This window comes from Microcoleus sp. Pol14D4, from assembly GCF_036701245.1.
GTDB lineage: Bacteria > Cyanobacteriota > Cyanobacteriia > Cyanobacteriales > Microcoleaceae > Microcoleus.
Map to the genome: position 1 here is coordinate 268,370 of NZ_JAUBQM010000001.1, position 17,512 is coordinate 285,881.

At 42.8% G+C, this 17,512-nt stretch carries 18 protein-coding genes; 10 read left to right on the plus strand and 8 right to left on the minus strand.

The features are described 5' to 3' along the window. Window positions 1-257 precede the first annotated feature (257 nt). The gene (locus tag QUA33_RS01150) at window positions 258-617 is read right to left on the minus strand and encodes a phage holin family protein (protein WP_006635567.1); all 360 of its coding nucleotides are present in this window, start codon (window positions 615-617) and stop codon (window positions 258-260) included. A 214-nt stretch (window positions 618-831) separates the two neighbouring features. On the opposite strand from QUA33_RS01150, the gene mrdA reads away from it, so the two are divergent. Next, window positions 832-2,646 (plus strand): penicillin-binding protein 2, encoded by a 1,815-nt coding sequence (gene mrdA / locus QUA33_RS01155; RefSeq protein ID WP_333145779.1) that lies wholly within the window; start codon window positions 832-834, stop codon window positions 2,644-2,646. 97 nt (window positions 2,647-2,743) lie between these two features. Here mrdA and QUA33_RS01160 read toward each other — a convergent pair whose 3' ends face one another. From QUA33_RS01160 to QUA33_RS01170, 3 genes are all read right to left on the minus strand, one after another. Then, entirely contained in the window at window positions 2,744-3,184 is a 441-nt protein-coding gene (locus QUA33_RS01160) for a hypothetical protein (RefSeq protein WP_333145781.1), read from the minus strand. A 60-nt stretch (window positions 3,185-3,244) separates the two neighbouring features. After that, window positions 3,245-3,547, minus strand: coding sequence for a hypothetical protein (locus QUA33_RS01165; protein WP_333145783.1), 303 nt, complete (start codon window positions 3,545-3,547; stop codon window positions 3,245-3,247). A gap of 1,004 nt (window positions 3,548-4,551) precedes the next feature. After that, a complete protein-coding gene (locus tag QUA33_RS01170; protein WP_333145785.1) occupies window positions 4,552-5,583 on the minus strand; it encodes a hypothetical protein in 1,032 nt (343 codons plus the stop codon). A gap of 103 nt (window positions 5,584-5,686) precedes the next feature. On the opposite strand from QUA33_RS01170, the gene QUA33_RS01175 reads away from it, so the two are divergent. The 7 genes from QUA33_RS01175 to QUA33_RS01205 all read left to right on the plus strand — a co-directional run bounded on the left by QUA33_RS01175 (window position 5,687) and on the right by QUA33_RS01205 (window position 11,155). After that, window positions 5,687-6,622: a metallophosphoesterase gene (locus tag QUA33_RS01175; RefSeq protein WP_333145787.1), complete on the plus strand. Its 936-nt coding sequence runs from the start codon at window positions 5,687-5,689 to the stop codon at window positions 6,620-6,622. Between the two features lie 172 nt (window positions 6,623-6,794). After that, window positions 6,795-7,682, plus strand: coding sequence for a DNA adenine methylase (locus QUA33_RS01180; protein WP_333145791.1), 888 nt, complete (start codon window positions 6,795-6,797; stop codon window positions 7,680-7,682). Window positions 7,683-7,684: 2 nt separating this feature from the next. Continuing rightward, window positions 7,685-8,977, plus strand: coding sequence for a type II restriction enzyme (locus QUA33_RS01185; protein ID WP_333145792.1), 1,293 nt, complete (start codon window positions 7,685-7,687; stop codon window positions 8,975-8,977). A 384-nt stretch (window positions 8,978-9,361) separates the two neighbouring features. Next, window positions 9,362-9,565 carry a DUF751 family protein gene (locus tag QUA33_RS01190; protein WP_190657763.1) on the plus strand — a complete coding sequence of 68 codons (204 nt, stop codon included), beginning with the start codon at window positions 9,362-9,364 and terminating at the stop codon, window positions 9,563-9,565. A gap of 343 nt (window positions 9,566-9,908) precedes the next feature. Continuing rightward, window positions 9,909-10,301, plus strand: coding sequence for a PadR family transcriptional regulator (locus QUA33_RS01195; protein WP_293144339.1), 393 nt, complete (start codon window positions 9,909-9,911; stop codon window positions 10,299-10,301). Window positions 10,302-10,316: 15 nt separating this feature from the next. Continuing rightward, a complete protein-coding gene (locus QUA33_RS01200; protein ID WP_333145794.1) occupies window positions 10,317-10,448 on the plus strand; it encodes a hypothetical protein in 132 nt (43 codons plus the stop codon). 173 nt (window positions 10,449-10,621) lie between these two features. After that, window positions 10,622-11,155 carry a cofactor assembly of complex C subunit B gene (locus QUA33_RS01205; protein ID WP_333066454.1) on the plus strand — a complete coding sequence of 178 codons (534 nt, stop codon included), beginning with the start codon at window positions 10,622-10,624 and terminating at the stop codon, window positions 11,153-11,155. A gap of 340 nt (window positions 11,156-11,495) precedes the next feature. On the opposite strand, the gene QUA33_RS01210 is transcribed toward QUA33_RS01205, so the two are convergent. Next, the gene (locus QUA33_RS01210) at window positions 11,496-11,819 is read right to left on the minus strand and encodes a DUF3155 domain-containing protein (RefSeq protein WP_333066452.1); all 324 of its coding nucleotides are present in this window, start codon (window positions 11,817-11,819) and stop codon (window positions 11,496-11,498) included. 106 nt (window positions 11,820-11,925) lie between these two features. After that, complete coding sequence (locus tag QUA33_RS01215; protein ID WP_333145796.1) at window positions 11,926-12,093, minus strand: hypothetical protein; 168 nt, start codon at window positions 12,091-12,093, stop codon at window positions 11,926-11,928. A 121-nt stretch (window positions 12,094-12,214) separates the two neighbouring features. On the opposite strand from QUA33_RS01215, the gene QUA33_RS01220 reads away from it, so the two are divergent. Then, complete coding sequence (locus QUA33_RS01220; RefSeq protein WP_333145798.1) at window positions 12,215-13,603, plus strand: ATP-binding protein; 1,389 nt, start codon at window positions 12,215-12,217, stop codon at window positions 13,601-13,603. Window positions 13,604-13,631: 28 nt separating this feature from the next. Continuing rightward, window positions 13,632-14,324 (plus strand): hypothetical protein, encoded by a 693-nt coding sequence (locus tag QUA33_RS01225; RefSeq protein ID WP_333100798.1) that lies wholly within the window; start codon window positions 13,632-13,634, stop codon window positions 14,322-14,324. Between the two features lie 547 nt (window positions 14,325-14,871). Here QUA33_RS01225 and QUA33_RS01230 read toward each other — a convergent pair. After that, the gene (locus tag QUA33_RS01230) at window positions 14,872-16,407 is read right to left on the minus strand and encodes an ATP-binding protein (protein WP_333145800.1); all 1,536 of its coding nucleotides are present in this window, start codon (window positions 16,405-16,407) and stop codon (window positions 14,872-14,874) included. 170 nt (window positions 16,408-16,577) lie between these two features. Next, a partial coding sequence (locus tag QUA33_RS01235) for a GAF domain-containing sensor histidine kinase (protein ID WP_333100796.1) occupies window positions 16,578-17,512 on the minus strand: 935 nt, incomplete at its 5' end.

Genomic DNA, 17,512 nt, shown 5'->3' on the forward strand with positions numbered 1-17,512 from the left:
CAATGGATTGAAGGAAGTTCGGCAACGGATTGTTTAACGGATGTAACGGATGTTCGGCAATGGATTGTTTAACGGATGTAACGGATTGAAGGAAGTTCGGCAACGGATTGTTTAACGGATGTAACGGATGTAACGGATTGAAGGAAGAAGGGAGAAGAAATATTCGGTGATTTCAATCGCTTGTAGGCACAGGAAACGCGCCAGCTAAGGATGGGAAATATCGGGCGATAGAAATCGCCCTCGATCAGGGGAAGTTGCTAAATTAGTGCGCCATTGATAAAGCTGCTAACTACAGCCAAGGCGATCGCCCCCAGTACCGCGCTCCAAAGGCCCATCCGCAAACTAAATCCTTCAACTAACTTCGCAGCCGAGGCAAAAACAATCACGTTCATTACAAAAGCAAACACGCCGGAAAGCAATCCCAGCGTCAGTAGGTTCGGCACGAAAAAAACTGCTTTGAGAATTGGCAAAATTAAAACATTCAACATTCCCAAAACCGCAGCGGAAATTACTGCTTTCGGTGTGCTGTCAATTTCTACGCCGATCGGGAGTTGAGAAATTAGCAGCAAGCTGCTGCCCGTCACCAGCCAAGCAATCAAAAAATCGATCGGTTCCACAGCGCCCCTACCTCCTTAATAGTTGAATTGTCAGAAAAACCTGATATTTAAGGTCTAACTTAATCAACAAATCCGGCTGATTCATCTGCCAATCGATAGAATTTATGTCTGTTACTAAAGAGTTAGAAGTTATAATCCCTGTATCTTCTGCCAAATCATCCGGATGGGAACCGTATCAACCTGTTAGTTGAATAAAAAGAGCAGATTAATTAATATGGCTGGCGATTTTTCTTTTAACTCTAAAATCCGATTCGACAAAAATGGCTTGGACAATCCTGCACGGCAACGCAGCCGATCGCTCCAAGTTATGATTTTTATGCTGTTCGTCACTACCTTAGTGACGCTACCGATATTTCGTCTAGCCGAACTGCAACTGGTACAGGGAGCCTACAATCGACAGCGGGCGGAAAATAACCGCATTCGCCCTGTTTCAGTCCCAGCCAATCGCGGTCAAATTTTAGACCGCAACGGCAAAATTTTTGCGGCCAACCGCGTATCTCGATCGGTATATGTGTGGCCAAAAGAGCGATCGGCCAAGGAGTGGCAAGAGATCGCCGCTACACTGGGCCCGATCGTCAAACTTCCTGCAGCCGAAATTGTCAAAAAAATTGATGCAGTTGGCTACAGATCGGCCCTGCCAGTGCGAATTAGTAAGGATATCGATGTCGGTACTTTCGTGGCGTTGGGAGAACAAGCTAATACTTTGCGGGGAGTTGAAATTCGCGTAGAATCGAGCCGAGACAATCCCAACCAGCAATTAGCAGCTCACCTTTTGGGATACGTCGGCGAAGCTAGTTTAGATCAATTAAAAGCTAATCCTGCATATCCGATGGGAATGATCGTCGGTCAAATGGGAGTTGAAAAATTAGCCAATTCAACTTTAGAGGGCGTTTGGGGCAACCGTTTAATCGAGGTGAATGCTAAGGGTGAGGAAATCCAAGATTTAGGTGTAAAAGAGCCTATTCCCGGCAAACCGGTGCAGCTAACTTTAGATTTAGATATGCAGAAAACTGCGGAAAAAGCTTTGGGCGATCGCCTCGGTGCTGTTGTGGCGATCGACGTGAAAACTGGAGCTCTTTTAACAATGGCTAGTTGGCCGACATTTGACCCCAATATTTTCACCCGCAAGGTGACTCAAAAAGAATGGGATCGGCTGCAAGGGCCAGACAAACCATTTTTAAATCGGGCAGTTCAAGGCTATCCAGTAGGCAGCACTTTTAAGATTGTAACTTCTGTAGCCGGGATGGAGTCGGGCAAGTTCTCTCCTGACTCGACTTTGGTAAGTTCTGCTTCAATTAACATCGGCGGAATTTCCTTTAACGAACACGGTGCCGGTTACGGTGTTATCGGTTTCCGCGATGCTTTAGCCTACAGCAGCAATACGTTTTTCTATCAAGTAGGTATGACTGCAGGGCCGGAAGAAATGGCGAAATGGGCTAAAAAAATGGGCATTGGCGGTACTATTAATTTAGATCTTTTGGGGATAGACGGCGCCAATCACGGTCAAGTTCCGATCCCAGCAGAGAAACAGAAAATGTATGGGGAAGATTGGTATGTTGGCGATACGGTAACAATGGCGATCGGTCAAGGTTTGGTACTTTGTACTCCCCTAGAATTGGCTGTGATGGTGTCAACTATTGCCAACGGTGGTTGGCGATTGCAGCCACATTTGTTGGCTTCTCAAACTAATACTCCTATAACTCAAAAAATTCCAACAGGTATTAAGCCTGCGACTTTAAACGTCATTAAACAAGGATTGATGGACGTGGTAAAAAAAGGTACAGGCCGCGGCATGAATGACGGTACTATTCCTTTAAGTGCTGGTAAGACTGGGACTGTGGAAATGCCCGGTCATCCTGACAATTCTATGTATGTGGGTTTTGCTCCTGCTGACAAACCTGAAGTTGCGATCGCAGTTATCGTTGAAGGGGGCGGATTTGGTGCAGTATCGGCGGCACCAATTGCTCTAGACGTATTTAGAACCTATTTTCAAAAGCAGGGTTTTAAACCTACTAATAAGCCTATCTAGTCCTTCGTTAATTGTTAACTGTTGACTGTTGACTGTTTACATTTTGTGCCATACTTCGATCGCACTTTTCCAAGATATCTTGGAAAAGTGCGATCGCTCAACAGTTTTCCCCTACCAATCGTCTCACTTCCACGGTTGATAAATTCATCATTTGCGCTACCTGTTCCAGACTCATCCCAGAATTTAAGAGTTGAGTTACGAGCTGGCGCAATGTTGACTCCGCAGCCAGTCGTGCTTGCTCTGATTGTTGAAAGGCTGACTCCGCTGCTAGTCGTGCTTGTTGCTCAGCCAGTCGTCCCCGGTTTTCTTCCTTGTGAGTCTTCAAAAACTCACCCGTTTGAGGAACTCTAAACCTCAATTCTCCTGAAATTATATGCAATTCGAGTCCCAGCACTTCACTGAACAACCACAGCGTATCGAAAGCTATATTGTTGGCTGCAATCGGCTCGTACTGATTATTTATCAAACGTACTCCCTGTAAAATCGGATTCAGATAATCTCCCGATGGATCGTACTGAAAATATTCCCTAACTTCCAAAGCCCGATAAATTTCCGGTTTAGTTTCTTGGTCTTTCGTCTGAGTTGTTTCCGAAGTAATTTATAACACAAAATCGGGAGTAATTCCGCCTTCTTCCCAAACTTTATAATTATCCCTTTTGCGGTTGGCAACTCCAAACACCAGATAAATATCCGGGGCCACAACTGCCTGGTTTTTCCCTTCTTCATAATATATGAAAGAATTGGCTGACACGTAAACATCAGAACGTTCTTGAAAGTAAAGCTTGACAGCTTCTACGCTGTAAGTCATGTAATCGCGCGTGATGTCGCTTTCAGCCATCGGCTCTCCGTCGCTGCTGGGATATTCAATTTCTAGTTGTTCGGCTTGAGTTAAAATTGTCATTTTTCAATGTTCCTAAAAGTTATTAATTTAATGTCGGGTAAATAAGCGTTCTAAGGTTTGTAGTGAGGACTTTATTCCTAGTAATTTTATGATGGCTGAAGTCCTCAGTACAAAACTCTTTAATGGTGGTCGTGACCGCTGACATGATATGATTTAATGCTATAGCAAAACCATTTGATTTGTAAACAATGGGTTCAATCATCACAAACGTTTCAGGTCGTTCTACATTCACGACTCGAATAGACTTGCTATATCAATGGCTGGTTGAGTAATATATTGCAGAGTGATCGTTCTACAAGGCGTAAATATAAGTAAGGGGAGAGTTAGGGTGGCTCTCCCCCCTCCCCCTAAGTTTATTTAGGCAGCCGCCATACTTAAGACTATCGAAATAGAAAAAAAGCCAATCGTCATCCAGATGCAGACACCAATTACGGTTATGGCAGCCGCCCAAGGGCGAATTTTTATTGGGTGAGCTAGGATCATTGTTATCAATAAAGCTGTCAGGATGAGTACAGCAACAATCAATGGCGGTTGGTTAGATACTAAATAAAGTAGCGTGAGAGGGCCAATTAACGATCCTGCTATAAAAGCTGGAATTAATATTATATAACCAATACTCGCAACTGCGACAAACAAACATATTGGTATGCAGCATACTAAGATTGTTGGTAGAAGAACAGATAAACGTCTTGGCATAAGTTATGGGGAATTTAAGAACGGCGAATGTTGTTTACAAAAATGCGATCGCTAATTAACGACTCATCGTATAGCAAGTCTATTGGAGTCGTGAATGTAGAACGACCTGAAACGTTTGTGATGATTGAACCCATTGTTTACAAATCAAATGGTTTTGCTATAGCATTCTCTCGGAACTTTTAAAAGTTCGAGATTCCTACAAAAAATCAACAGCCGTAAGGTACGCAGGGAGTACGGTACATAATTATGTTATGCGTCCTGGACTTTACGGCTGGTAAGATGGTGTACAGATACAGACTATTTAAATTCTAATTAATTCCTCTGTCTAAAATAATCATTTCCGAACCAACAACCGGACTTCTAGCTATTAACTTACCTTCCATATTCGCAATTTCTAACTTTCTGAAATCGAGTGAGTTAGCCTCCTTCCACATCTTCGTTGCTAGTTGATTTTGCTCAACTTCGCTGAGTTTGTACCAATCTTCAGCGACTTTTACTGTCAAAATGCTGCTGGAAAAATTAGCTTGAACAGACTCAACTAAACCGCCGCCCAGTCGATTCTTAATCTCAGTAACTTGAGTTTGAATAGCAGCAATCAGAGACTGTTCCGGCGTCAGCGGCGGGGGTGGGATCATTTCTACTGGTTGCGGTTTTTCCGGAGCCACTAAATCGGGCAACTTGCTTTTGAATTTAGTAGAGATTGGCTCAGATGGTACGATCGCCTCTGGCGATTTCGGCGTTCCCGGCTCCACAAAATCGCCAAAGGTTGGCGGCGACTGCTTCGCTGCTGGGAAAGGAACTTTTGCTACTTTGTCCGGCGGTTTTGCCGAGAAACTGTTGAAAGTTAAACCGACTGCAACGATCAGAATTGCTGCTAATGCGGCGTTTAAAATTGGATCGGACAGCTTCTCGTTCGCAGATGGTGGCAGTAGCGATCGCACTAGCCGCACAATACTTTGCCAAAGTACAACTACTTTCTCTAAAAAACTCCCTTCCGTGCGTTGGGATACAGGCTTTTTATCAACTTTTACAGCAACTTTTGGAGGCACGCTGTTAACTTCCGCAGCAACAGCGGGAGGAGTTACTGTTGCTGAGTCAGAAGCGGTGGGCGCGATCGGCTTTTGGGACTGCAACGGCGGTTCTGCTGCTAATTTTTTCCCTTTTTTTCCCAAATTCCCTATCGAGGCAATCAAAGCTTTGATTCTCTGATTTTTGGGAACCGCGCTGCTGGCATTTTGAGTTTTGCTGCCAGTGGGGGCAGACTTTGCAGCCGAATCAACCTGCGGTGTCGGAGATTGAGAGGGTTCTGGAGTTGACTGGTTTAGTTGTTCTTCTGACATTTTTTCTGCCTTGGGGCGTTGCAAATATATCTAAACGAGATAAATTTTAGTTGAGCCATCTCAACCTTAATTTATCATTTAACTTAGTTGTAACTGAATCAAAATGAGTATCAAACGCCGTCGCTTTCTAGTTTTAGGCAGTCTCAGCAGCTTAGGTTTTGCCGGAGTCTGGAAAATGTTTCAGCTTCGGACTGCCTGGGATACAGACACCGATGCTGCTGCGGCTTCTAACGTTGAGGCAGAAAGGACGATCGTCCCATTGCCGGCCTCACCGCCTATTTTACGCTTTATTTCGGTGGCCGACACCGGTACCGGCGCTGAAGGTCAGTATGCTGTGGCTGAGGCGATGGCGCAATATCACCGGGAAAACCCTTTTAATGTTGCTGTTCTCGCCGGCGACAATATCTACAATAACGGCGAATTTGAAAAAATTAATGCAGTTTTCGAGAAGCCTTATCAGCCGTTATTGCAGCAAAATGTAAAATTTTATGCTTGTCTGGGAAATCACGACATCCGCACTGGTAACGGCGACCAGCAAGTTAAATATGCGGGTTTTAATATGCAAGGTCGCTACTATACTTTTCGCCGCGATCCCGTACAGTTTTTTGCTTTAGATACCAATCACAATGCGGATTGGAAAAATCAGCTTGTTTGGCTGGAAAAAGAGTTGAGTCAGAGTACCGCACCTTGGAAAGTTGTGTTCGGCCACCACCCGATTTATTCCTCTGGCGTCTACGGATCGAATCAATCTTTTATTAAGACTTTCACGCCTTTGTTTCAAAAGTACGGCGTGCAGCTTTATATCAACGGACACGAACACAGTTACGAACGCACTCGCTCGATTAACGGTACGACTTATTTAATTTGCGGGGCCGGCGCGGGCACTCGTCCGGTGAGTCGTTCTGAGTGGACGGAGTATTCTGCTAGCCGCCTGAGTTTTGCGACGTTTGATGTCTATGAAGACCGGATGTTTGTCAGTTCTATCGGTACTGACAAACGGGTTTTCGACCGAGGGGTGATTCAAGTGCGATCGGCTTAATTCAGATTGTTTTCCCAGACATATCAGATGAATAGATTTATGTCAAGGTGCTTTTGTCGCTATATTTAAGTGCGACTTACACCTTGAATCCATATCACCCTTTCCTCTTGACTTGAACTAAAATTCAACTTATAATGTATTGTTATTTGATAGTAGCGTTAGAGGCATCTGAGTGAAAAGCGATACGTTAGTAAGAGGGAAAAATCCGTTAGTAAGACCTTTCTTGAAATGGGCAGGAGGTAAAAGACAATTATTGCCAGAAATTGTTAATTATGTTCCCAAGCGGATAAGCAAACATACATACTATGAACCTTTCATAGGTGGAGGCGCACTCTTGTTTCAGCTACAGCCCCAAAAAGCTGTTATCAATGATAGCAATAAAGAACTGATTAACTGTTATAAAGTAATCAAAGACTCCTTAGATGAGCTGATGGAGGAATTAAGCAAGGATAAATATAGCAATAGCGAAACGTCTTATTATGAGATGAGAGACTTAGATCGTTCAATGAAAAAATATGCAAGTTTGTCGGAAGTAGAAAAAGCAGCACGAATCATTTATCTAAATAAAACTTGCTATAATGGTTTGTTTAGGGTTAATTCCCAAGGTCAGTTTAATGTTCCTTTTGGTAGATATAAAAATCCCAATTTTTTAGATGACGCTGTTTTAATAGCCGTGAACAAATATTTAAATAGCAATAATATCACGCTGTTAAATCAGGATTTTGAAGATGCTGTTAAAGATGCCAAGAGAGGAGATTTTGTCTATTTCGATCCTCCTTACGATCCTGTGTCGGAAACAGCTTCTTTTACTGGATATGATGTGAATGGCTTTAACAGAGACCAACAAAAACGACTCAAAAAAGTGTTTGACGATTTACATGAAAGAGGTTGCAAGGTAATGCTGAGTAATTCCTGTACAGATTTTATTATGGATTTGTACAAGGATTATCAGGATAAAATTAAAAAAGTTAGGGCAACCAGAAGTATCAACTCAAATGCCTTGAAAAGAGGTATGGTTGATGAAGTATTAGTTTTGAATTATGAATTTCAGGATAAATAAATATGAGTAAAAGCCAGAAAACTGCCAATGACAAAGCTTGGGAAATATTATTTGAAAGGCATAAGATATTAGAAGAGGTAGAGAAAAATGGTTTTTTTGAAATAGCATCTGGTCAAATTAATCAAGAAAGAGAAAGCAGGCTGATGGCAAAGTTCGATCACTCGGTTAATTTGCCAGATATCTTTCGAGACAACGATCTATCCATATTGCCAATTTCTCGTTCTAAATACGTTATTGGGAAGTTTGATACACACTTTGAAGTTAAATATGATAGTGAAATTGAAGTGATTCCTTTTGAGTTTCCTCCCGGGATAGAGAGTATAGATTACACAAATTTATATTCAGAAAGTTCCGCATTGCACTGTGCATTTAATATCGGTATTATAGATGATTTATTCGGCGAAAAAACAGCTTATACTGTTTCTGGGAGAATGTCTACAGAGTCGTTTGATTTTAATATTATAAATTCCCTAGCTAATAAACCCTATTCAATCAAGGTTAAAAATTCTCAGTGTGAGATAGATGCGGGATTTGAAAGTAACAACTATTTTGTCTTGATAGAAGCTAAGAACTATGCCATAGACGATTTTTTGATTAGACAACTTTACTATCCCTACAGATTGTGGTCAAAAAAAATGGCTAAAAAAGTGATTCCCGTATTGATGACATACTCTAACGACATTTTTAGCTTTTTTATTTATGAATTTAGCAACGATGAAAATTATAACTCTCTGAAACTGAGAGAACAAAAGAATTATACGATCGCTCCCGAAGAAATACAACGGAGTGATGTCGATATGGTACTCAATAATATTAAATTAATTGCAGAGCCAGATGTTCCATTTCCACAAGCTGATAAATTTGAGAGAGTAGTAGATTTATTATCGTTGTTATTAGAAAGAGATTTAACCAAAGACGATATTACAGAAAACTATGAATTCGATCGCCGGCAAACTGACTATTATACTAATGCTGGTCTGTATATTGGAATAATAGAAAATTATAAAGATTCCCTGACCAAAAAAGTAACTTTTTGCTTGACAAGTGAAGGAAGGTCTATTTTACATAAAAGACCTAAATTAAAATATCTGGAGTTGATTAATAAGATTTTAGAACGTCAAGTTTTTTATTTAGTGTTTCAATTAGCGCTTAAACAGGGAGGAATTCCGCCAAAAGATGCTATCTGTACAATAATCTCAGAAAATCGTCCCGATATTAATGATACAACTATAAAAAGGCGTTACTTTACAGTCCAAGGCTGGATTTCTTGGATTTGGAACCAAATCCAAGACTAAAATTCACATAGTGTGATTCTCTGGGTTTTTAATATCTTCAACCTAGTTTTGCCTCTGGGCAATTGCAGAAAGGGACGTGGCAAGACGAAAGAAGGTGCGGAAGCAGACATTTATCTAGAAATAACGGCCCTATAATATTTATCACAACTAGAAGTCAATAGAAATACTTCTGAAGTTCTTACCGGAGGTCGCGTGGCATTAAACAGACAGTGCCGGAGCCATCGGCGAAAAGTTTTCGTTAGAATTATATATGTCAGCCTCGCCGGCAAAAATGCCCGATCGCCCGATTGGCAGATTTAGCTCCGGCTGTGCCAAAATTGTCTAACTCGCTCACAAGTGTTACCAGTCAAAGATCGTGCTGTGACACTTTACCCCACCAAGCTCATGCAAGATTTTATTAATAACGTCTCTCGCTACCCGCGCTTTTTCATCACGATATGTCTGGGAATTTTCTTTTTCCTGTTCGAGCGACTCAAACCCCTGCTCGATCGACCGGCAACTGCGATCGCCCTGATTAGTTCGATTGTAGCGACTTTTGTCTTTCTAACTTTTACACTGCGCGCCATGTTAGGCCTGAGTTCGGTTTAAAGCCTGCGCTTGAGCGCAAACATTAACTGCAAATTCAGTTAAAACACTAACTCCCAAAGTAACTGCCAACTCTTGCAGGCGATCGCACACTTGACAATAGTCGCTGCGATAGATTGGAAGAGGAAAAAATTGCGCTAGTTACGGCAGTCCTCCTCAACCAAGGGGCAGGCAAACATTACCGAAGTGCAGGACAAGCCTTTGGGGCCATCAACATTCACTGGGGAAATACTGCACCTCTGTTTCCCCAATGTCCCACTTAATCATTAGGAAGCGGCATCCCCCGCCCCGCTTTCCTCTCCCGTTAACCTGACGGTATCACGAGAGTTTCCAGCGGACAAGACAGATGAAGTTTGAACATATCTATCAATTTTTTCAAGACCCCCCTCCTGTTTATCTAAACAAGGAATTAGCTGTGTGCTACATTCTCTCCGTGTTATTGCGCGGAGATTCCTACGGTACAGAACTGATTGGCCAACTAGAGAGGGAATTCCCCATCTACCGACTTTCGGATACCGTTCTCTACAGCGCTCTGAAATTCCTAGAAGATGAAGCCGTAATCACGGGTTACTGGAAAAAAGTAGAAGGACGCGGCCGCCCCCGCCGGATGTATCAAATCCTCCCTGAGTGGCGGCACCAAGCTCAAGACCTCGCTCGTCTCTGGCACGAGTATATAGGTCAGGGAAACGGCGCGTCAGGGCGTCGGCCCCGGGCCTTAGAAACTGGTCACACAGGTTAGCCGAGTTGGAATCGGATGCCTAAACCCTGGAAATGCTGGCGCTACTTGCAAAGCGATTTGCCTTCTTTGCCTTCGCTTTGCTCGATCGCCCGCCGCACAGCGATTAAAGCAGCTACACTACGTCAGGACTTACGCATTGTCACTTGAGAATTAGCGACGATGGGGAGATATGGGAATTGGGTGATGGAGAGCAAAACACTTTGCTACAAAGCTTTCTGCGAATTTTGATAACAAAGTGTCTGCGTAAGTCCTCGATCGCTTTCGTATGTCAAGTTCTGTAAAGTAATAGTAGAGAATTTCAATTACACAAACTTCTACCGATGGATACTGCTGTTCTTCCTTCAACATTTTTGCTAACGCTACTGCTGGCTGTTGGCTTGTTTTTCTTCATCAAGGCTTCAGTCAAAGAGCGAATCGAACAAGTCAAGCTGGCTTCCGAGAGCGCCCAAGAGTCACTGTTAGCCGACTTACAACAGTATTTTGCCGATAGAGCTTACCGAGTTGCAGCCGTCGATGCCCCCAACTATAAAGTCACGTTTGAGGGTTTTGTGCGGCCGAGTTGGTTTCTAGCTATTTTTCTAACTCTGCTGAGTGCAGGTGGCGCTCTGTGCTTGGGACTGGTTTTGGGAATGCTAGTTCCCCAGCAGGGCCAAATTTTCCTAGCTTTGGTACTGCTGTCCCCGCTGGCGGGGGTATTTTACTGGAAAAAAGCTGGACGCTCTGAGCAAGTCTCGCTCAAACTCGAATCAGTTGCTGAGTCGGGAAGCCAAACCAAGAGCTTTGTTACTGTCCGAGCTCACCGCGATGAACTAGCAGCCATGCAAAAAGCTTTAGATTTGAAACCGCTCGATTAAAAGTTTGACGCGGAGCGTTTTTTGATATGCTAGATGCCGTAGTTAGACTTCGAGCTGACAAACCGATGACTCAAGAGCGGCTATCTCGTTGGCTGTTTTTTTGATCCACTTGTTCGATCGACAAAACAGTCAAAAAAAAACCATTATCGTGAAAGTGCCAATTGTGGCGATCGCCCTTGGGCTGCGATCACGCCTGTTGCGATGGCTCCTTATACCCTAATTCCTAAGGACTTTTCGCAGAAATTTCAGTTGGCACTCTCCAGACAATGAGAACTGTCGCGCTTTTGTTAAAAGACTTAGAAAAACATTGCTGTCAATGTTTTGAGCTAAACATTTTGAGCTATGCGCGGGCCGCTGACACCACAGGAATTTTTTCTGTGGTAGCTTCCAACATCACCTTTAAGCTGGGAAACAAGAAATGGTTCTCTTCTACGTATTGGGCTCCAAATAAACCTTTTTCAGCCCAGAAGTATCTGTCAGTGGTATGCTCGTTACGCTTGACTAACAGCAAAGCTGGGGGAGCAATGCCTTCTGCATGGATGAACTTGCGAGCCGCTGTTACGGGTTTATCTTCGCCGCTCTCGATGCTATATTGAGGCACACACTCTAAAATTCTGCGTCCTTCTTGTCGGCGGCGACTCTTGCGTTTGCGTCTCCTGGCCAATTTCTTTACCTCCTCTGTGAGCAGACAGTATGAGCAGACAGGTTGTAATGATAGCTACCAAATCCGAGGCCAGTATATCCGTTCTAGCTCAAAAATTCAACTGTTTTTAATATATCGACATAATCTTAACATTCGTGCCGATCGACAAAAGTGTAGCGGTTGTGCTATTGTTGGCCCCAAGTTCCGGCACAAGCCAAGCTTGGGGATCGGTGAAAGCTGCGCCGACGGCGAGGCGGGGCAATAGGGGTTCATGAAAGCCCGATGCCTTCAACATAGCTGCCTTCTATCAAAGGGAAGAAACCTGAAATCTAGAAGTCTCTCATCAGTAATCGGTGGCCGATAATTTGTAATTTACTTAGAATTCCGTTAGATATCTTAATGTGGCGCTCATGTTAATGCCAGCCAGTTCAGAATTTGTCAAACTTTGCCGCTCGCAGGTGGCCATCGCCGTTAGTTTGGGAGCGAAATTCAGCGCGGTATACCTGACACAAGAGTTGGTAGAAGGCAGCGAAGCAAAGTTGGTGCCGATCGCGGTTTACCCAGAAACCTCAGCCGAATCGGAAGAAAATCAGGGGTTGAGGTTGCAATCTTCCGAAAGCTCGACAGTAAAACCAGTACCGCGCCTGCTGGCACCGCCTGTTCGGCCTGTGGAAGAATCAACGGTAGGGGCGATCGCACCCGAACCGCTTCCGGGTAATGAGCGCAGTTCCCATCAGTGCCAAGGCCCGGAGAATTTGTGGCAGCAGCGGATGCAAATAGTGACACCTCTGATACACGAGGGAGCAGTAATGGGACTTCTAGTCAGCGGTCGGCAAGACAGGCCTTGGAACGAGCGAGAAGAGGCTCAAATACAACAAATTGCTCGCACCTTAGCCCTAGCCTGCATTTTAGACCAGCGATCGCAGTGGATGCAGCAGGAATTGGGTACGAGTCGGCAAATCCAGGCTCAGGTTTACGACACGATGCACAATTTGCTGCACCAGTTCAAAAGTCCGCTGACAGCGTTGCGAACTTTTGGCAAGCTGTTAGCGCGGCGGCTGGTACCGGAAGACAAAAACCGCAATGTGGCTTTTAGTATTGTCCGAGAGAGCGATCGGCTGCAAGAGTTGCTCGGCCAGTTCGATCGAACTGTTGACACCGGCGAAGCACATCTCAAACTGCGCTCGGGGACTTCAGAAAAAGCAATCTCGAATGTCGAATCAATCCGGCATTCTCCTCTGTCGCTGTCACCTGTGGCCAATTTGGAGGAATCCTGTTTTGTTACAGAAGTCTTAAAACCGCTGTTAACTTCCGCCGAGGCTATCGCATCTGAAAGGAATCTGAAATTGGTAGCTGACATTGCGGCTGATTTGCCGCCAGTCTCAGCGAACGATCGAGCTTTGCGCGAGGTTTTGAGCAATTTAATTGACAATGCTTTGAAATATACCCCTGCCGGCCGCCAAATTTATATTAAAGTAAGGTATAAAGCAGCGGATGGCGATCGGGCAGGATACAGCCAATTGCCTGCCATAGCAGTTGCCGTCAGCGACACAGGTTCCGGCATTCCTCCCCAGGATTTAGAGCATTTATTTGAACGGCACTACCGGGGAGAAAAAGCGCAGACGGAAATTCCTGGCACAGGATTGGGTTTGGCGATCGCCCGCGATTTAGTCCGCCAAATGCAAGGAGAAATAGAAGTATTTTCCCCACTCAATCCTGAATGGCTACCCTTTGCAGAAACTAATTTATTATATCCAACGGATCGTGGCACTACCTTTGTGGTTTGGCTACCAGTGAATAATTAACGAACTCTATTGCTTAGAGACATTTTTTATGAAGCATCTGCCTTTATTCGATAAACTTCCCAAGTTATCAAATTCTTTAAAAGTTTTCAAGAAACACTTTTTTGGTGTACCGCTTTTAGCTTTTTTTAACATTCTGACTATTGGGATTTTGGGGGGGCTGAGCGTATATGCCAAATTCAACAACAAGGGACGCGGACTTGAACGCCTATTTAGCGATCCTTTTAATTTCTGGTTGCCTTACGACGGAATTCTAACCGGAGTTTCCGAAGTTACCGGGTGCCTCTCAGTCGCAATTTGTGCATTTACTTTCGGAGTGTTGCGACAAAAAGAGCCGCAGAGTCGAGCGGCGATATTCTTATTTTTTAGTGCTTTACTCCTGGGAGTCCTTTACCTGGATGACAGGTTTCGGATGACTTTGATTATGTCTCGGTTGGGAATATCTAAGAAATTAATTTATTTGTGTTATGGTAGTGCTGTTTTCCTTTACCTAGTTAAGTTTTTGCGATACATCAAAACCACTCCTTACCTGCCATTAGTTGCAGCATTCATCTTGTTTGCTATCTCGCGGTTGGAGGATATTTTACACAATGAAAATCAAGGACTACACGCGATGTTAGAAGATGGTACTAAATTATTAGCTCTTGTGAATTTAGCCCTGTATTTTTGGTACGTATGTCATCAAGAAATCTGGCGGCATTTACGGCAAAGCGAAGAGCGTTGATCGGCTGGATTAAATTACTATACAAAAAGCCGTTTCTGAATTAGGGTATCACTAAGCAACGCCGGCGATCGCATAAAACCAAAATAATTTCTTTGATTTTGATATGGAATTGGAATATCGGCAACTTTGGGAACGGTGAATTAATAATCTATCCCACGGAGTATCTGAGCCTTTGTTCAGATTTAGAGTAGCCAAAGTTTTTTCGTTTGACTGAGTAAAATAATGTCTTCATATTGTATTTTTTCCGTCAAGTCTTTTCCTGTAATTTGTGCTCATAATTTTACTTGAATCAGCACTAAAACTTCGGTCAACTTTCCAGCAATCTGTCACATAAAATAGCACTTCCATTGATTAAGAATAACCCAAAGTGGTTCAAAAGTTTTAGCACTAAATCAACCGTATTGCATCAAGTCCCCACCCCTGAAAAAGGGGGGGACTTGATGCGGGAAAAAATTCTGTCAGAATTCCGATTAATGAGGAATTAGCAATTACCCTATTCTCATGCAACTGAAAACCGATATACGATCAATTCAGCCAAATAAGTTTTCTAGGCATTCGCTACGGTGGCGAGCTTAGTGGATTTACAGATTGTCGGCAGATCAATAATAAACTGGGTTCCCTGCTCAGGCGTAGAAATACACTCTAATTGACCGCAGTGTTTTTCTATCAGAATTTTTCTGCTGATGGACAATCCCATGCCTGTACCTTTTCCTATGGGCTTAGTAGTAAAAAAGGGAGTGAAAAGTTTAGCACGAACTTTCTCTGTCATGCCCACACCATTATCAGAAATTGTTACCAGGATGTGGGAAGCCGAGCTAATGTTGTCATGCGAATTGCCGGGTACCACTTCAGTACGAATCAAAATCTGGGGTTTAAAAACTGCACCATCTTCTCTACTTAGCCGCTCTTCTAAAGCATCTATAGCATTCGCTAAAAGGTTCATAAACACCTGATTGAGCTGACCGGCATAACAATTCACAAGCGGCAATGCACCATAGTCTTTTATCACATTAATAGCAGGCCGATCAGACTTAGCCTTTAGTCTGTGCTGTAAGATCAGCAAAGTGCTATTAATGCCTTCGTGGATATCTACTGATTTAATTTCAGTTTCATCCAACCGCGAAAAATTGCGTAGAGAGTTAACAATATTGCGAATGCGTTCGATCCCTAACTGCATGGAAGAAAGCAGTTTTGGTAAATCATCTATGATAAATGGCAACTCTGCATCTTCTATTTCATGGACAATTTCTGCTTCGGGTTGCGGGTAATACCTTTGGTAAAGATTCAACATATTAATGAGTTCTTTAATATAGTCGTTGGCGTGGGAGAGATTGCCGTAAATAAAGTTAACAGGATTGTTGATTTCATGGGCAACACCTGCAACTAATTGACCGAGACTAGACATTTTTTCACTTTGAACTAGCTGGAGTTGTGTTTCTTGCAGTTCTTTGACAAAATGTTCTAAAGCCAGAGATTTTTGGTACTCTTTTTCTTGACTGACACGGAGTGCTTTCTCTACTTGTTTGCGGCGCTCTATTTCCGACTGCAAATTCTGACTTAGAGAAAAACTTCTCAAAGCTGTTAGCATCGTAGTGTATAGCTTTGATGTCGTTAATTCAGTTTTAGTTTTATAGTCATTAATATCGTAATTGATAATAATGCTTTTTTCAGGTACTTGTCCGGGTTGACCCGTGCGTAAAATAATTCGCACTAACTGGTTGCCTAAAACTTCTCGAACATATTTAACAAAGTTTAAGCCAGCATCATCTGTTTCCATAATTACATCAAGTAAGATGATGGCAACATCAGGATTTTCTTGGATTAGCTGTTTAGCTTCCCGAGCGGAGTAAGCATTAATGAAGGTTAAAGATTTATTTTCAAAGACAAACTTCCTTAGTGAAATTTCGGTAGCTGTGTGAACTTGAGCCTCATCATCTACAACTAAAACTTTCCAACTTTCAGTCAGCTTTTCTTCTATAGTTTCATCTGCAAAAAAAATTTCATCATTGGAGTCGATTGCTTCTGCAAAAAATACTGTTTCTGCAGATGATTTAGTTGACAAATCGTCAAAATCACTTTTCATTGCTGTACACCTTTATTTTTTACTAATGTTTAGATTTGAAGTTAGAAAACCTGTTAAGAAAAAGGCACACGAGAGAAGAGTTACACAGCAACCTTTTCAGTCATCCTTATTTTATTTTTAATGAGGTGGACTTACTTAGTTATCTTTGCCAGGAAATCGGAATTGGAACTCTACATTTGTGAATCTATTTGCATGGGTAATTTAATAATAAACTTGGTTCCTCTTCCCAACTCACTTAGACATTCAATTTCACCTTTTAGTTTTTGAGTGACTAAATTGTAAACAATATGTAACCCTAACCCACTGCCACCTTGACCGCGCTTAGTGGTAAAGAATGGCTCAAAAATTTTACTTAAGTTTTCTGGGGGAATACCTTTACCTCGATCGGCGTATTCAAACCTTAGCCGATTACCTTCTTGCTCCCAAGCAAAGAGTAGTTCCCCAGAAATCCCTGGTTCGTAGGCATGAATCAGAGAATTGATCAGCAAGTTTGTCACAACTTGGGACAAGGCTCCTGGATAAGAATCGATAGCAATTTTGCTATCTCCCTTAATTTTAAGCGAATGTTGGCTATTTTTCAACTTGGGTTTTAATTGTAATAAAATTTCATCAAGATAAGGTCTGATCTGGAAAGTACGCCGTTCTTCGCTAGAGCGATCGACTGCTACTTGCTTAAAGCTTTGAATCAAGGCTGCCGCTCGATCTAGGTTAATTAGAAGTGCCTTACTACTTTGGGTAGCAATATCGACAAATTCTTCTAAATCCGAGCGCTTCATTTTGCCACTTTTATAAATAGATGCAAATTCGGTGGTATTTTCTGCTAAAGCTGAAGCAACAGTGACACCCACTCCGATGGGAGTATTAATTTCATGAGCAACACCAGCAACTAATCCTCCCAGAGATGCCATTTTTTCAGATTCGACTAGCTGAGTTTGGGTGGCTTTTAAAGCCTCTAGGGTGTTCGATAATTGTTGAGTACGATCGCTCACTAATTGCTCTAAGTTTTGATTAAACTCCTGTAAATTTTTGTAAAGTTGAGCATTCTCAATAGAAATAGCAATTTGGGCAGATAACAGTTTTAACAATTCTAGGCGATCGGTAGTAA

Excerpts from the sequence above, each read along its gene's own strand:
- mrdA (WP_333145779.1), top strand. The coding sequence starts at position 832 with ATGGCTGGCGATTTTTCTTTTAACTCTAAAATCCGATTCGACAAAAAT.
- QUA33_RS01165 (WP_333145783.1), bottom strand. The coding sequence starts at position 3,547 with ATGACAATTTTAACTCAAGCCGAACAACTAGAAATTGAATATCCCAGC.
- QUA33_RS01170 (WP_333145785.1), bottom strand. The coding sequence starts at position 5,583 with ATGTCAGAAGAACAACTAAACCAGTCAACTCCAGAACCCTCTCAATCT.
- QUA33_RS01175 (WP_333145787.1), top strand. The coding sequence starts at position 5,687 with ATGAGTATCAAACGCCGTCGCTTTCTAGTTTTAGGCAGTCTCAGCAGC.
- QUA33_RS01185 (WP_333145792.1), top strand. The coding sequence starts at position 7,685 with ATGAGTAAAAGCCAGAAAACTGCCAATGACAAAGCTTGGGAAATATTA.
- QUA33_RS01190 (WP_190657763.1), top strand. The coding sequence starts at position 9,362 with ATGCAAGATTTTATTAATAACGTCTCTCGCTACCCGCGCTTTTTCATC.
- QUA33_RS01195 (WP_293144339.1), top strand. The coding sequence starts at position 9,909 with ATGAAGTTTGAACATATCTATCAATTTTTTCAAGACCCCCCTCCTGTT.
- QUA33_RS01200 (WP_333145794.1), top strand. The coding sequence starts at position 10,317 with ATGCCTAAACCCTGGAAATGCTGGCGCTACTTGCAAAGCGATTTGCCT.
- QUA33_RS01205 (WP_333066454.1), top strand. The coding sequence starts at position 10,622 with ATGGATACTGCTGTTCTTCCTTCAACATTTTTGCTAACGCTACTGCTG.
- QUA33_RS01215 (WP_333145796.1), bottom strand. The coding sequence starts at position 12,093 with ATGTTGAAGGCATCGGGCTTTCATGAACCCCTATTGCCCCGCCTCGCC.
- QUA33_RS01220 (WP_333145798.1), top strand. The coding sequence starts at position 12,215 with ATGCCAGCCAGTTCAGAATTTGTCAAACTTTGCCGCTCGCAGGTGGCC.
- QUA33_RS01225 (WP_333100798.1), top strand. The coding sequence starts at position 13,632 with ATGAAGCATCTGCCTTTATTCGATAAACTTCCCAAGTTATCAAATTCT.
- QUA33_RS01230 (WP_333145800.1), bottom strand. The coding sequence starts at position 16,407 with ATGAAAAGTGATTTTGACGATTTGTCAACTAAATCATCTGCAGAAACA.